General features: G+C 68.3%; 10 protein-coding genes. 4 read left to right on the top strand and 6 right to left on the bottom strand.

Translation table 11 applies throughout. The features are described 5' to 3' along the window. Positions 1–14 precede the first annotated feature (14 nt). The 4 genes from hemQ to U9979_RS11080 all read left to right on the top strand — a co-directional run bounded on the left by hemQ (position 15) and on the right by U9979_RS11080 (position 7,094). Positions 15–716 (top strand): hydrogen peroxide-dependent heme synthase, encoded by a 702-nt coding sequence (gene hemQ, locus U9979_RS11065; protein WP_322779326.1) that lies wholly within the window; start codon positions 15–17, stop codon positions 714–716. A gap of 948 nt (positions 717–1,664) precedes the next feature. Continuing rightward, positions 1,665–3,113 carry a sugar transferase gene (locus U9979_RS11070; protein WP_322779327.1) on the top strand — a complete coding sequence of 483 codons (1,449 nt, stop codon included), beginning with the start codon at positions 1,665–1,667 and terminating at the stop codon, positions 3,111–3,113. Between the two features lie 122 nt (positions 3,114–3,235). Next, on the top strand, positions 3,236–6,196 hold the full coding sequence (locus U9979_RS11075; protein WP_322779304.1) for an ATP-binding protein: 2,961 nt from the start codon (positions 3,236–3,238) through the stop codon (positions 6,194–6,196). 121 nt (positions 6,197–6,317) lie between these two features. Next, positions 6,318–7,094, top strand: coding sequence for an alpha/beta hydrolase (locus U9979_RS11080; protein ID WP_322749606.1), 777 nt, complete (start codon positions 6,318–6,320; stop codon positions 7,092–7,094). Between the two features lie 40 nt (positions 7,095–7,134). On the opposite strand, the gene U9979_RS11085 is transcribed toward U9979_RS11080, so the two are convergent. From U9979_RS11085 to U9979_RS11110, 6 genes are all read right to left on the bottom strand, one after another. After that, a complete protein-coding gene (locus U9979_RS11085; RefSeq protein WP_322779305.1) occupies positions 7,135–7,494 on the bottom strand; it encodes a chaperone modulator CbpM in 360 nt (119 codons plus the stop codon). Positions 7,495–7,496: 2 nt separating this feature from the next. Beyond that, positions 7,497–8,543 carry a J domain-containing protein gene (locus tag U9979_RS11090; protein ID WP_322779306.1) on the bottom strand — a complete coding sequence of 349 codons (1,047 nt, stop codon included), beginning with the start codon at positions 8,541–8,543 and terminating at the stop codon, positions 7,497–7,499. Between the two features lie 5 nt (positions 8,544–8,548). Continuing rightward, the gene (locus tag U9979_RS11095) at positions 8,549–9,100 is read right to left on the bottom strand and encodes a nucleotide exchange factor GrpE (protein WP_322779307.1); all 552 of its coding nucleotides are present in this window, start codon (positions 9,098–9,100) and stop codon (positions 8,549–8,551) included. Beyond that, positions 9,097–10,998, bottom strand: coding sequence for a molecular chaperone DnaK (gene dnaK / locus U9979_RS11100; RefSeq protein WP_322749602.1), 1,902 nt, complete (start codon positions 10,996–10,998; stop codon positions 9,097–9,099). Before dnaK ends, U9979_RS11095 begins: the two co-directional genes overlap by 4 nt. A 286-nt stretch (positions 10,999–11,284) precedes the next feature. After that, positions 11,285–12,148, bottom strand: a complete 864-nt coding sequence (locus tag U9979_RS11105) for a methyltransferase domain-containing protein (RefSeq protein WP_322779308.1) — start codon at positions 12,146–12,148, stop codon at positions 11,285–11,287. 88 nt (positions 12,149–12,236) lie between these two features. Continuing rightward, positions 12,237–13,838, bottom strand: coding sequence for a long-chain-fatty-acid--CoA ligase (locus tag U9979_RS11110; protein WP_322779309.1), 1,602 nt, complete (start codon positions 13,836–13,838; stop codon positions 12,237–12,239). Positions 13,839–13,873 lie beyond the last annotated feature (35 nt).

Raw genomic sequence — 13,873 nt, forward strand, 5'->3', positions numbered from 1 at the left:
AGCCCAGTACCGAGATCTCCCCGGGTACTCCCGCGCTGTCCGCGCGCGATCTCAATGCCGAGCTCCTTTACACCTCCTGGTCGGTCTTTGCGGCGCGGGACCCGCTACCCGCGGACCGCGGTGCGGTCGTCGCGGAGGTGGAGGGCCTGCTTGCCGGTGCCCTGGCCAAGGACGTCTACACCCGCGGCATGTACGACATCAGTGGGTACCGCGCGGACGCCGACGTCCTGCTGTGGTGGACCAGTCCGGATCCGGACCTGCTGCAGGAGACCTACCAGCGGTTCCGTCAGAGTGCCCTGGGGCGGGCCATGGCCCCGGTGTGGTCCGGGGTCGGCCTGCACCGGCCGGCCGAGTTCAACCGCAACCACGTCCCCGCCTATGTCCGGCGCGAGGATCCCCGGCCGTATGTCTGTGTCTATCCGTTCAACAGGTCACTGGAGTGGTATCTGCTGCCCGACTACGAACGGCGGGGCATGCTGGCCGAACACGGGATCATGGGTCGGGAGTTCGCTGATGTCCGGGCGAACACAGTGGCTGCTTTCGGTCTCGGTGACTATGAGTGGTTGCTGGCGTTCGAGGCGGACGAGCTCCACCGGATTGTCGACTGCCTTCGGCACCTGCGCGGCAGCCGGGCGCGGGTGCATACCCGGTTGGAAACGCCGTTCTTCACCGGGGTTCGCAAGCCGGTCGCTGATCTCGTTGCGGCGCTGCCGTAGCGTCCGGCCGCGACCCGCCAGCGGAATGGCACCATTCATGTTGGTTCGTACCGATTTTTCATCCGATTGGGTCGTGGGCCGCCCCCGTCTGAGCGGGCATCCGGGTGGGCGTTCCGGGTAAACTGGTCATTATGTTGCAATTACGTCGCGTAACTTCGTCCCCGATCGTGGATGGCTGTGATTCTCTGCTACCATCGGTTACCACAAGTCCATGGATGTCTGACCCGCGTCACCTTGCCGACCGCTTCCGGTAACCTCAAGGGGGTCGCCGGATTGCTTCCCGAGTGGTACCGGTACGGTTTTCCGTGTGGTAATCCCAGGCGGTTGTTCCGACATGCCATTCACGGTTCCCGTAGGATCTGACAACGGCGGCCGGAACACGGCGGCTCGGTTTACCGATCTGTTGGGACGGGTGAGATTCTCGCGGACCGCGATTGGTTCTGTTGCGACCTGTCGGACCTGTCGCGCGATCGCGTCCATGCCTCACCGAGGCCTCACCGAGGAACGGAGCACGCGCTGCCGGAGATCGAACCCCGATGGCGTCCGTCCGGGTATCCGACCCGCCGGACACGGCGTTTGACGACGCCTGGACGGCCGCGGCGGAGGCTGGTTCCTGGTTGATCGACGCTGTTCCGCGGTGGCCGCAACGATCCGGGTGGGTACATCCACACGGTCGTGGCGGAGCGCTGGCAGCAGGTCGCCCGATCGTGCGGATTGAGATCTTATGATTGCAGACAGTGAGAAGTCGTCCGAGTCCTGGGGGGGCTGGCAGTGACGGAGACAATGCCCGGTGACGCTCGGGCAGTGACGGGGGCCAGATTGGCCCCCCTTGTCCGTGGTTTTGACATGTGGGATCAAGCTGATCCCGATTTCGGCGACATGCCCGAGGACGGCCGGCAGTCTCGCCGGCATCGGTCCGCCGTCCCGGAATCAGCGGCCACGGGTGCCATGGAGCGGGTGGGATACCGTGCTCAGGTCGCCTGGGAGCGCAGGTATGTTCGCCTTCTCATCGTGTTCGACATTCTGGGCTGTGTGCTGGCCGCGATTATAGCGTTCTTTGTGCGTTTTGGTGACCATCCGTTTCAGTCCTCATGGCCGTACATCCTCATGAGCGGCTTACTGCCGGTGGCCTGGGCGCTGTCGATGGCATTCGGGCGTGCATATGAGGGACGTTTTCTCGGCGGCGGTTCGGAGGAATTCAAGCGGGTCGTGAACGCGGCGGCCCGGATCACCGCATGCGTTGCGGTGATTTCCTACGCGACAAAACTTGAGATTGCTCGAAGCTATATTCTCATTGCGTTTCCCGTCGCCACCGTCCTTTCGGTTGTCGGCCGGAGTGGCGGGCGTGGCATTCTTCACCATATGCGGCGAAACCGTCGCTGTCTGCACAGGGTGCTGGTTGTCGGTGCTGGTGAGTCGGCGGCGACCCTTGTCCGCCTGGCCCATCGTGACCCGACGTCCGGCTGGTCGGTGGTCGGGGTCTGTCTTGATCGGTCCCCGGGTCGCCACAGCCATGACCTGCCTGAACGAAGTGGCTTCGACCTGCTCGGGGTTCCGATCGTCGGAACGTTGGACAGCCTCCACACCGCGATCCAGGCCACGAGAGCGACGACGGTGGCCATCTGTCCGCAGCTGGACAGCGACACCCTTCGACAGGTGATGTGGGCTCTAGAGGGCAGCGACGTCGACGTTCTGGTGAGCTCCGCGCTCACCGACGTCACCGGTCCCCGTATTTCGATCCGCCCGGTGGCTGGCCTTCCCCTGCTCCATATCGAGGAACCGGAGCTCACCGGTGGCCGGCGGGTCCTGAAGGCGTTGGTCGACCGTTGTCTCGCGCTCACCGCGGTCATGATTTTCGCGCCGTTGCTCCTGGGGCTCGCAATCGCGGTGCGGCTGAACAGCCGGGGTCCGGCGATCTTCAAGCAGACCCGGGTGGGTCGCGGTGGTGATTCGTTCCGGATGTACAAGTTCCGTTCGATGTACATCGACGCCGAAGCGCGTCTGGAGGGGCTCCGCGGGGCGAACGAGCGTTCCGAGGGCCTGCTGTTCAAAATGCGTAATGATCCCCGGGTGACCCCGGTCGGGCGCTTCCTGCGCAAGTGGTCGTTGGACGAACTGCCTCAGTTGTTCAACGTCATCAACGGAAGCATGTCGCTGGTCGGCCCGCGGCCGCCGCTGCCGTCGGAGGTGGCGCAGTACGAAGGCGACGTACATCGCCGGTTGATGGTCAAGCCCGGGCTCACCGGACTGTGGCAGATCAGCGGCCGTTCCGATCTCGAGTGGGACGAGTCGATCCGCCTGGACCTGCGCTATGTCGAGAACTGGTCGCTGGCCATGGACTTCGTGATCCTCTGGCGGACGCTGTTCGCCGTCGTGCGTCGCGAGGGCGCCTACTGACAACGCCCGGTCGTCCCACATCCCCCTGGTGCGAGCCGACCTGTCGCACCCGCTGCCCTTGCGGTCCGCAACTGTGGACGGCGTCTTCGCCGGTGAGATCTTCGCGGGTAGCATGCGTTCGCGTGGGGGGTCTCGTCGGGCGCGGGCCGGAGCTGGCGTTGCTGCAGGACGCTCTCGAACGCGCGCGGTCCGGTCAGGGCAGCGTCGTGTCGATCTCCGGCGAGCCAGGTGTCGGCAAGACAGCCCTCTGTCGTGCCTTCGCTGAGATGGCGACCGGCGCCGGTGCCCGGGTGTTGTGGGGCGCGTGCTTCCAGGGTCAGGCCCAACCGTCGTACGGCCCGTGGGTGGACGCAATGGCACCGCTCGGAGGCCTTGACATCGGCACGGGGCAGCTGAACCCACGCGAGGCACGGTTGCGGGTGTTCGCGTCAGCCCACGAGACCCTTGCCGCCGCCGGGGCCGGTCCGGGGACCGTCGTGGTGATAGACGACCTGCACTGGGCGACGGCGGACAGCCTCGAGCTTTACGGCTACGTCGCGGCGCGAGCGGTGGCTGCCGGCATTGTACTGATCGGCACGTATCGGGACCCCGATCCGGCGGTGTCGGGCATTAGCGGTATTGCCGGCAATACCGGCATTGCCGGCGACACTGCGCTCGTTGCCCTGCTCGGCTCCCTCGTCCGCATCCACGGCTATCTCGACCTGCGGCTGCGCGGACTCGACCCGACCGGCGTGGGGCGCTACCTGGCCCGGACGTTCGGCGAGACCGGCGGCAGGCATACCGGCGCCAGGAGTACCGGTGGCGACGAGCCAGCCGGGACGGACGAGGTGCCGCGGGCGGTCGTCCGCGCGGTGCACGAGCACACGGCGGGAAATCCGTTCTACGTCCGCGAAGTAGCCCGAGGTCTGGTCGAGGACGGCAAACTCGTCCGACGCGACGGACGGTGGCTCAGTGACACGAGCGTGTCCGCGCTGGGCATTCCGGCCACCGTCCGCCAGGCGGTGCGGGCACGCGTCGGAGGGCTGGCACCGGCAACGCGATCGTTGCTGCAGGCCGCCGCGGTGTTTTCCGGCGACCTGCGCCTGGCCACGGTGGGCGCGGTGGCGGAACTGTCCGAGGCGGGCGCACTCGACGCGGTGGACCAGGCCTTGGCGACAGGATTCCTGCGACGCACGGCGAATGTCTGCGCCCCCTACGCGTTCGCGCACGCGATCGTCCGCGACGCGCTGGCTGACTCGATCAATCCCGACCGGGCTGCCCGCCTGCACCGCCGTGCCGCCGACGTCCTCGAAGGCGAACAGCCCACCGATCACGCTGCCGTCGCGGAGCAGTACCTGCGGTCCCGGGCGCTGCCGGGAGCCGAACGCGGCGTCATCCACTGCCTGCATGCCGCCGAGTCCGCCAGCCGCGACCACGCTCACGGCCAAGCCGTCCGGCTGCTTGGCAACGCCCTGGAGCTGATGCCGGCCCAAGGCGGCAACGAACGGGCGGAGGTTCTTCGGCGGCTGGCGGTCGCGCAGGCGCAAGCCCTCGACGGCACCAGGGCACCCGAGACCACCCGTCGCGCGCTCACCCTGCTCGACGCGGTGCAAGGCGCCGAACTCGTCGTCCACGTGGTCGACGCGCTACGGGAAGGTGCGCCCGCTTCGGCCTGGGAGCCGCTGGTAGGTGACGGTCTTCGCCTGATCGCAGACGACGGTACCCTGACGTGGGCCCGGCTGGCGGTCGCCGTGGACCCGGTTGACACTGTCGAGGCCGGTGCGATGGCGTGGGTGCGGGTCGGGCGATGGCGGGAGTACCCGGCCGACGCCGTCGCGGTCCTGCGCTCCCGCGGCGGCGAGGACGACCAGGCCCGCGCGATCGAACCGTTCCAGCCGAGAACCGTCGAACAGACACAGGCACTGCTGGCGCGGGTTCAGGGCTGGTCGAGTCCGCGGGCGGTCATGCGCGGTCTCGACCTGGTGGGCCGGGATTTCACCTTCCGCCACGGCCGGATTACCGTCGCCACCGACTGCTACCGGGAACTGCTGGCAGTCGGTGAACGGGTCGGGTCAGTGGTCGCGAGGAGCGAGGCGTGCGCGCAGCTTGCCCTGTGCACGGCGCTCGCAGGTGACGTCGCCGCCGCGCACGGTCACCTGGAGCGGGCATTCGGACTGGTCGAGGGGCTGTGGTCCGGCCATCGGCGCCATCTGCTCGGGACCGTGTCCCACTCGGTGATTCTGGGATACCTCGCCCGCGACGCCGACTGGTCCGGCCTGGGAGCGCGGCTGGGGGACTGGCTGCGAGGCCCGCTGGCCGCCAAGGCGCCCTTCGCGAACGTGTTCGTCGCGTTGGCGGCGCTCTGCCATGCATTCGCCGGTGAGGGTGACGCGGCCCGGGCGCGGCTGCGCGACGTCGCCGGCCTGCTCGTCCAGCTGTCCCCGCATGATCATGCCGTCGCGGGGACGCTCTGGTTCGGCGTTGCCACGGCCTGGGAACTGGGCGACCCTGAAGCGGCCGGCTGGCTGGCCCCCGCGCTGGACCGGCACCGGACCAGCGGTGGTCCGCCCGGCCCGATGGGATCCACCGAACATGGCGCTGGCCGCGTCGCCGCGCTGCTGGGCGACCGGATCGGCGCGGCCGAGCAGTTTGCGGTGGCACGGCATGCCACGACCGCCGGTGGCGGCCACGCCGTCCGCGCACTCGTCGACGTCGACGACGCGATCGTCCGGGCCGACCCGATGGCTCTCGACACGGCTCTACGCGCGCTGGACCGGCGCGCCATGCCCGGCTGGGCCGCATGGGCACGCTCGGCGGACCACCAGGCAAGGGTGGGCGCCGGCGGGCGTACCGGCCGGGGCGACGACACCTCGACGCGGCCCCGCCCCGCCGGGCTGACTCCGCGCGAGGTCGAGGTACTCGGACTGCTCGCGGCCGGACGGACGAGCAAGGAGATCGCGGTCGATCTCGTCCTGTCGCTGCTCACGGTCAACCGCCACGTCGCGAACATCTACACGAAGATCGGCGCCCGAAACCGGGCCGAGGCCACCGCGTTCGCCATCGCACACGGCCTGAGCGCCAAACCGACCAACCGGACTACATAGTTCTCGGTAGCAGCCGGCCGCAGCGGTTCGAACCGAAGATGACGACAATTGTCGACGCTTGATAAGCGCACGCCTTCCTAAGGTCATCCCGACGGTGTTTCGAAAGACGAAAGGGAGACCGATGGCAACCATGGAGATCAACGGAGCCGGTATCGCCTACGACGACAGTGGGGCTGGTGCGCCGCCGATTCTGTTCGTCCACGGCTGGGGCGGGAACCGGACCAACTTCGCGCCGCAGGTAGCGCACTTCGCCACCAGCCACCGAGTGGTAGCGCTCGACCGGCGCGGCCACGGTGAGTCCGACAAACCCGAACAGGACTACACCGTCGAAGGCGCGGCCGACGACCTGGCCGCCGTATGTCGCGAACTGGGACTCGACCGCGCGATCGTCGTCCAGCACAGCTTCGACCGGATCGCCTTCGATTTCGCCAGCCGCTACCCCGAGTTCGTCCGAGGGTTGTGCGTTCTTGACGGTCCGACTCTCGCCGGCCCGGGATTCGACGAGGCCGCCCGCCAGTTCCTCACCGGCCTTGAGTCCGAGCACTGGCTGGCGGCGATCCGCGGCTTCGCCGACGAGTTGGTGTTCGCGCCGGGTACCTCCGACGATGTGCGGGAGCAGACGATCGCCGAGGTCACCGCCACCCCCCGGCACGTGCTGGTCTCGACCTGGCGGCACTTCATCGCCTACCCGTCCGAGGACGCCCTGGCCAAGATCACCTGCCCACTGCTGTACATAGCCGGCAGCTTCCCCGCCGACACCGAGCGGCTGCGTGAACTGTGCCCGCAGCTGGAGACGGCCGAGGTCCGCGGCTGCGGGCACTTGATCATGCTTGCCAACCCCGAGGCGGTGAACCGCATCCTGGCCGGCTTCGTGGCGCACACCGACCCGCGACCATAGGAACCACCGGCCACCGGCGGCGGACGCGTCTGGTACCTGGTCAACCCGGACGGGACGTCGGCGGATGGCCGCGCAGTTCGCGCTCGAGCGTCTCGACCCGGTCGAGCAGGTCCAGCACGAGGCCGACGGCCGCGTAGTTCAGCGAAAGCCCGGCCCGCAGCCGTTGGATGCGACCGAGCGTGACCAGCGCGTCCGTGGTGAACCACAGCTGCCCACGGGCGTCACGCGTCGCGTCCAGCAGGCTCAGCGCGACGAACCGGCGGACCAGGTCCGGGTGCAGGCCGGCTCGCCGCGCGAGCGCGTCCACGGTCAGTCGCTGGGAGCGCCGGGCGAGCGGGTAGCCCACCCGAACGGTTTCGGGCGCTGCCGGCCGGCGCTCCGGCCGCGGGTGGACGTTCATGGTCACGTCCTCGGGGTGAAGGTCGACTCCGCGGCGAGTTGCTCGAACAGCTGGCGTTCAGCAGGGGTGAGGGTCGGGGGGACCATCACCCGGACCTCGGCGTACAGGTCGCCGGTGCCCCCGTTGGGGTTGGGCATCCCCTCGCCCCGCAGGCGCAGCCGGCGCCCGCAGGACGAACCCGCAACGACCCGGACCTTCGCCTCGCCACGTGGGGTCGTGACCGCGACGCTCGCACCGAGCGCGGCCTCCCACGGCGTCACCGGCAACTCGACGTGGATGTCCCGGCCGGAGAGCCGGTAGCGGGGATGCGGCGCGATCCGCACCGCCAGGTACAGGTCGCCGGCCCGGCCGCCAGCCCTGCCCTGCCCACCCTGCCCGGCGAGCCGGATTCGCTGTCCGTCGACCACGCCGGGGGGAATCGTGACCTGGTAGCTGCGCGGTCCGGCCGGCCCGGCAAGGGTGACGCGCCGCCGGCCACCCTGGAATGCCTCCTCCACGGTCAGTTCCAGTTCAGCCTCCTGATCGGCTCCGGGGATGGGGCCGGCCGCGCCGTGGGCGCCGAACAGGTCACCGACGAGATCCTCGAAGTCGATTCCGAACCCGTCGCCGTCGCCACCGACGCCCCCGCTGATGCCCCCGTCACCACTGAAACCCCCGTCACCACTGAAACCCCCACCGCCGTCGAAGCCCTGCCCGGCGGCTGCCTCACCACCCCGTCGGGTCCGCCCGCGGCCGGCGCCGGCTCGCGCGCCTCGGCCCTGTGGACCTCGGCCCTGTGCGCCCCGGCCGAAGCCAGCCGCGGCTGCCCGCTCGTCAAAGTCCGCCGGGATCTGGCGGAAGTCCGGCCCGAAGCGGTCGTAGCGCGCCCGGGTACCCGGGTCGGACAACACGCTGTAGGCCTCGTTGACCACCTTGAACCGCTCCTCGGCGGCCGGATCGGCGTTCACGTCCGGATGGTAGGTGCGCGCGAGCTTGCGATAGGCCTGTTGGAGTTCCTCGGCGCCTGCACCGCGTGGCACGCCGAGCACCTCGTAGTAGTCGCGTGCCATGGCTGTCAGTCCTGCTGCCGTCCACTGACGGCGACGCCATCCTGCCGTCCACTGACGGCGACGGCCTCCGGCCGCAGCTGCCGCTCGGCATCGCCGTAGCCGGGACGCACCACCTCCAGGACCGTTCCCGGCGGCGCGCCGGTGTTCTCGACGACGGCCGCCACCTCGTGCCGGGCCGGGTCGAAGGGCACCCCCACCTCGTCGCGGCGTGGGTAACCGAGCCGGTCCAGTACCTCCACGGCCTGATCGCGCACGGCCCGCACCCCTGCCACGATCACGTTCGGGTCGGCGTCGGCGTGGGCCAGCGCGCGTTCGAGGTTGTCGAGCACCGGCAGCCAGGCGGCCGTCGCGGTGCTGCGTTCGGCCGCCCGCTCCCGACGCAGCTCGCCTGCATACCGCTTGCGCATGTTGTCCAGATCGGCCAGTGCCCGGAGCAGATGGTCCTTCCGGTCGTCCAACGCCGACCGGTTGTCGTCCAGCGCAGACCGGTCATCGTCCGGCGCCGGATGGTCACCCGGGCTGTCGCAGGCGTGCGCAGGCGGGTCGGTGGAGGTCATGAGCGCTCAGGCTCGCTTCGGTCGAAGTCCGCGTCGATGACGTCCTCGCCGCCTGCCGGACCACCAGCCGAGCCGCCGGTGGCGCCCGCCTGCCCGTCGGGTCGGGTCCCGGCGGCCATCAGGCCGTGATAGACCTGCTGAAGTTCGGATGTAAGCGGCCGGACCCGGTCGGGCGGTGCGTCCTGCCTGACGGCTTCACGCGCCTGGCCGACCAGCATCTCCGCCCGTGCCCGCTCGTGTTCGGCGGCGGTGTCCCCGAGCTCTCCCAACCGGCGTTCGACCTGGTAGGCGACGGCGTCGAGCTCGTTGCGGGCGTCCACCGCCTGGCGCAGCGCCTGGTCCTGCGCGCGGTTGCGATCGGCCTCGGCCATCATCCGATCGATCTCGCCGCGGTCCAGATTGGAGCTCTCGGTGATGGTGATGCCCTGCTGGCCACCGGTGTCCTTGTCGCGGGCGGTGACGTTGAGGATGCCGTTGGCGTCGACATCCAAGGTGACCTCGACCTGCGGTTCGCCCCGTGGCGCCGGCCGGATGTTGTGCAGTTGGAAACGGCCGAGCACCCGGTTGTCGGCCGCGCGTTCCCGTTCGCCCTGGAGCACGACGACGTCGACCGCGGACTGGTTGTCCTCCGCGGTCGAGAACACCTCCGCGCGCCGCGCCGGGATCGTCGTGTTCCGATCGACGATCTTCGTCAGGACGCCGCCACGGGTCTCGACCCCCAACGACAGCGGTGTCACGTCGAGCAGCAGCACATCGGTGACCTCGCCCTTGAGTACCCCGGCCTGGATCGCGGCGCCCAGGGCCACGACCTCGTCCGGGTTGACGCTCATGTTCGGTTCCTTGCCGCCGGTCAACCTGCGCACCAGGGACTGCACGGCCGGCATCCGGGTCGCGCCGCCGACCAGGATGACCTCGTCGAGGTCGTCACCGGTCACCTTCGCGTCATCCATGGCCTGGCGGACCGGCCCGAGACACCGACCGAGGAGGTCCGCGGTGATCTGCTCGAAGGTCGACCGCATGATCGTGGCGGTCAGGTGCCGCGGGCCGGCGGCGTCCGCGGTGACGAACGGAAGGTTGACCTGCGTCTGGGTCACCGAGCTGAGCTCCACCTTCGCCTTCTCCGCGGCCTCGAACAGCCGTTGCAGCGCCTGCGGGTCGTCGCGCAGGTCGATGCCCTGCTCGCGTCGGAAGTCGTCCGCAAGGTGGTCGACCAGCCTGCGGTCGAAGTCGTCGCCGCCCAGATGGGTGTCCCCGGCGGTCGAACGCACCTCGACCACACCGTCTCCGACATCGAGGATGCTCACGTCGAAGGTGCCGCCACCGAGGTCGAACACCATCACGGTCTCGTGCTGACGTTTGTCCAGCCCGTAGGCCAGCGCCGCCGCGGTCGGCTCGTTGATGATTCTCAGCACGCCGAGTCCGGCGATCTTTCCCGCGTCCCGGGTCGCGGTGCGCTGGGCGTCGTTGAAGTAGGCCGGGACGGTGATGACCGCCTCGGTGACCTTCTCGCCCAGGAACTTCCCGGCGTCGTCAGCGAGCTTGCGCAATATCATCGCGCTGATCTCTTCGGGGGCGGACAGCTTCCCCCGGACCGTGAAACGGGCGAGTCCGTCGGGGCCGGGCACGACGTCCAACGCGACCGCCGTCGCCTCGCTTGCCACCTCGTCGTGGCGGCGGCCGATGAAACGTTTGGCCGAGTAGATCGTGCCCTTGGGATTCAGGATCGCCTGCCGTCGCGCCAGCTGGCCGACCAGGCGTTCACCGGGTTCGGTGAACGCGACCACGGACGGGGTCGTGCGCGCACCCTCGGCGTTCGCAATGACCGTGGGCTCACCGCCCTCCCAGGCGGCGATCACTGAGTTGGTCGTTCCGAGGTCGATTCCGACAGCTTTGGCCATGGGTAGTTCCTCCGACGACCGCCGTGGCGGCGTCCGTCCACGTCTCGTCACCAGGACCACCGTCCGTGGGGAGCCGGACGGCGGCGCCCTTTGTGTCGTGTTGGCGGGGCACACGCGCAACCGCGCCAACCGGCTGTTCCGCCTCGTCACCTCCTTGCCCAGGTGCCTGCACGGTGTCCGGAGGTGCCTGGTGACTCCAGGCCTACCCGGCGCGTCCGGCATGCACCCGTCCCACCCGAAAATCCGCTCTGGCATTCCAGCTGCCAGGACGCTGCCAGGACGTTGATCACCCGGTCGGGTCGCGGTCTGGTCTGGCCACGTCGTCGAGGACGGGTCTACGACCCCAGGTGCTGACCAGCAGCGGCCCGAAGCAGACGGTGGTGCCGTCGTGCCAGAGCTGGTGGAAGGCGTCAATGTCCGCCTGAGTCACCAGCCCGTCGGCGAGCATGCCTGGGCCGAGCTGATCGACGAGGAGTTCCCACGTCCGGAGGCCATGCTCCGGGTCCGACTGGACCTGGATCGAGACAGCCTGGGTGCCGATGTCGACGAGGCCCGCGGCCTGGAACGCGCGGGGCAGTTTCCGACCGTAGTACGGGTCGTAGGAACGGTTGCTGAAGAACGTTTCGCAGGCCCTGACGACCCGCTGATGTACCTCGGCGGGTGGGTCGATGACGGACGCGGTGGACCAGTCGAGATCCTCTACCAGCACCCATCCACCCGGTCGGACGGCCGTGGTCATCGCCTGCAACACGTCGTCCCGGGTGCGGACGCTTTCAAGCAGCAGGCGGGCGTGGACGAGATCGAAGTGGTCCGCGGGGAGTGGGTCCACGGTGACGTCGGAGCGGCGGACCGAGATGTTGCCGCCGTCGAGCGGGTCGAGGAAGCGGGTGTCGGCGTCGATGGCGAGTACCTCGCCGGTTGGACCGACACGGTCGGCGTACAGCTCCACAATGCTGCCGGTCCCGGCACCGAGGTCCAGGCAGCGCCAGCCCGTTGTCAGCCCGAGTCTCTTACTCAGTTCCAGGGTACCGGCGTCATAGAGCTCTGTGATGCTACCGAGCCGTTCCCGCTCGGCATGCCATGCGTTGTCGAGAACATAGCTGGTCCGCAGGGGCTCGGTGCCGGTTATTGCGGGTGTTCGCCCATTCATGGCCGTGGTGACCTCTCTGTTGGCGGACCAGGTTTTCCGGGGTCGCCGGGCGTGCGAGGAGAATCATGATCGCACGCCTTTTGGCTGGCTAGTTGATCTTGCGTTCCCGGTGCTGCCAGAACTGGTCGCGTAGTATGCGACGAAGAACTTTTCCGCTCGGGTTTCGTGGTAGCTGGTCGATGAGGGCGTAACTGGTGGGGATCTTGAAATCCGCGATGGTTCCCTTGAGGAAGAGCATGAGCTCGCGTGGACTCACGTGTTGGCCTGGCTGTGGCACGACAAACGCGTGGACGGCTTCGCCCCAGCGGTCGTCGGGTATCCCGACGACCGCCGCCTCAAATACGCCGGTGTGACCGGCCAGAGCGTTTTCTATCTCCGCCGGGTAAATATTCTCGCCAGCGACGATGATGGTGTCATTTATCCGGTCGCAGATGAACAGAAAGCCGTCCTCGTCCAGGTATCCGGCGTCCCCGGTGTGAATCCAGCCGTCGACGAGCGTATCCGCTGTGGCATCTGGTAGGCCCCAGTACTCGAGCATGCGTGCAGGCGTTCGGATGCAGATCTCACCGACGGTGTGGACCGACAGAGGTCTTCTTCTGTCGTCGACAATCTTAAGGTCGATGCCTGGACACGGGCGGCCCGCGGCCTTCATACGCGGGCCACCGACGACATGTTCGTCCGGTGGCAGGAATACCGCGGCCATGCCGCATTCGGTGAGACCGTAGATCTGGGTGAACTCGCAGCCGATCGTCGCTAGACACTGTTGGAGCAGTTTCTCCGTGATGGGGGAACTCCCGTACGCCACCTTGCGCAGGGTCGTGAAGTCGGCGTGGCTCACTCCGGGCTCGGCGAGCATCATCTGCAACATTGCCGGTACCAGGCACGTGGTGGTGATCCCGTGCTTCCGGATGAGGTCGATGGCGTCCCGGCTGACGAACATGGGTGTCACCACGTTGGTGATGCCGGCGCTGAAGCCCTGGATGGCCCACCAAAGACCGCCGACGTGAAAACCGGGCACGCTGATCAGATTCACATCGCCGAGCTGCCAGTCGACCCAGTCGAGGTTGTGCTCAGCAAGCCTGTCGCGGATCGTGAAGAAGCTGCGATGGGCGAGTACGACCCCCTTGGGCCGACCCGTCGTACCGCTCGTGTAGACCTGCACGAGGGGATCTTCGGGCGCTGGATTCGTGTCGAGGTCGGTGTCGGGATGCTCCGCCTTCCAGGCCAGGAAACCCGCACCAACGGCGTCCGGTTGGTCGAGCAGGACTAACGCCGGGGGTTCAGGAAGTTCGGTACCGACCTTTTCTGCCATGCCGAGGAACTCCGCTCCCACGAACAGCATTTCAGCACCGGAGTCGCGCAGGATGTGGGCGATTTCGCCGGCGGTCAGGCGCCAGTTGAGGGGTACCAGCGTCGTTCCGCTCTTGGCGCAGCCGAACAGGATGTCGAAAAAGTGCGCCGAATCCTTACCGAGGTGGGCGACGCGCGGCTGGTGCCTGTGGCTGTGGCTGTTGCCACGGGCGTGGGCGTGCAGCGCATGCGCCGTGCGGTTGCTCTCGCGGTGCAGCTGGCCGTAGGTGACGGCGTGGCCTTCGCAGATGATGGCGGTGTGTTCCGGTTGCCGCCGCCCGTGGAAGGCCGCCGTGTCGGCGAGCGTTCGGATGCTTGGATGGTAGATCGCACTGGGCATCGGGCGGACTCCTCAGTTCTCGAACGGTTCTCAGC

The sequence above is a fragment of the Protofrankia sp. Cas4 genome (assembly GCF_963555915.1).
GTDB lineage: Bacteria > Actinomycetota > Actinomycetes > Frankiales > Frankiaceae > Protofrankia.

Excerpts from the sequence above, each read along its gene's own strand:
- U9979_RS11070 (WP_322779327.1), top strand. The coding sequence starts at position 1,665 with ATGGAGCGGGTGGGATACCGTGCTCAGGTCGCCTGGGAGCGCAGGTAT.
- U9979_RS11080 (WP_322749606.1), top strand. The coding sequence starts at position 6,318 with ATGGCAACCATGGAGATCAACGGAGCCGGTATCGCCTACGACGACAGT.
- U9979_RS11085 (WP_322779305.1), bottom strand. The coding sequence starts at position 7,494 with ATGAACGTCCACCCGCGGCCGGAGCGCCGGCCGGCAGCGCCCGAAACC.
- U9979_RS11090 (WP_322779306.1), bottom strand. The coding sequence starts at position 8,543 with ATGGCACGCGACTACTACGAGGTGCTCGGCGTGCCACGCGGTGCAGGC.
- U9979_RS11095 (WP_322779307.1), bottom strand. The coding sequence starts at position 9,100 with ATGACCTCCACCGACCCGCCTGCGCACGCCTGCGACAGCCCGGGTGAC.
- dnaK (WP_322749602.1), bottom strand. The coding sequence starts at position 10,998 with ATGGCCAAAGCTGTCGGAATCGACCTCGGAACGACCAACTCAGTGATC.
- U9979_RS11105 (WP_322779308.1), bottom strand. The coding sequence starts at position 12,148 with ATGAATGGGCGAACACCCGCAATAACCGGCACCGAGCCCCTGCGGACC.
- U9979_RS11110 (WP_322779309.1), bottom strand. The coding sequence starts at position 13,838 with ATGCCCAGTGCGATCTACCATCCAAGCATCCGAACGCTCGCCGACACG.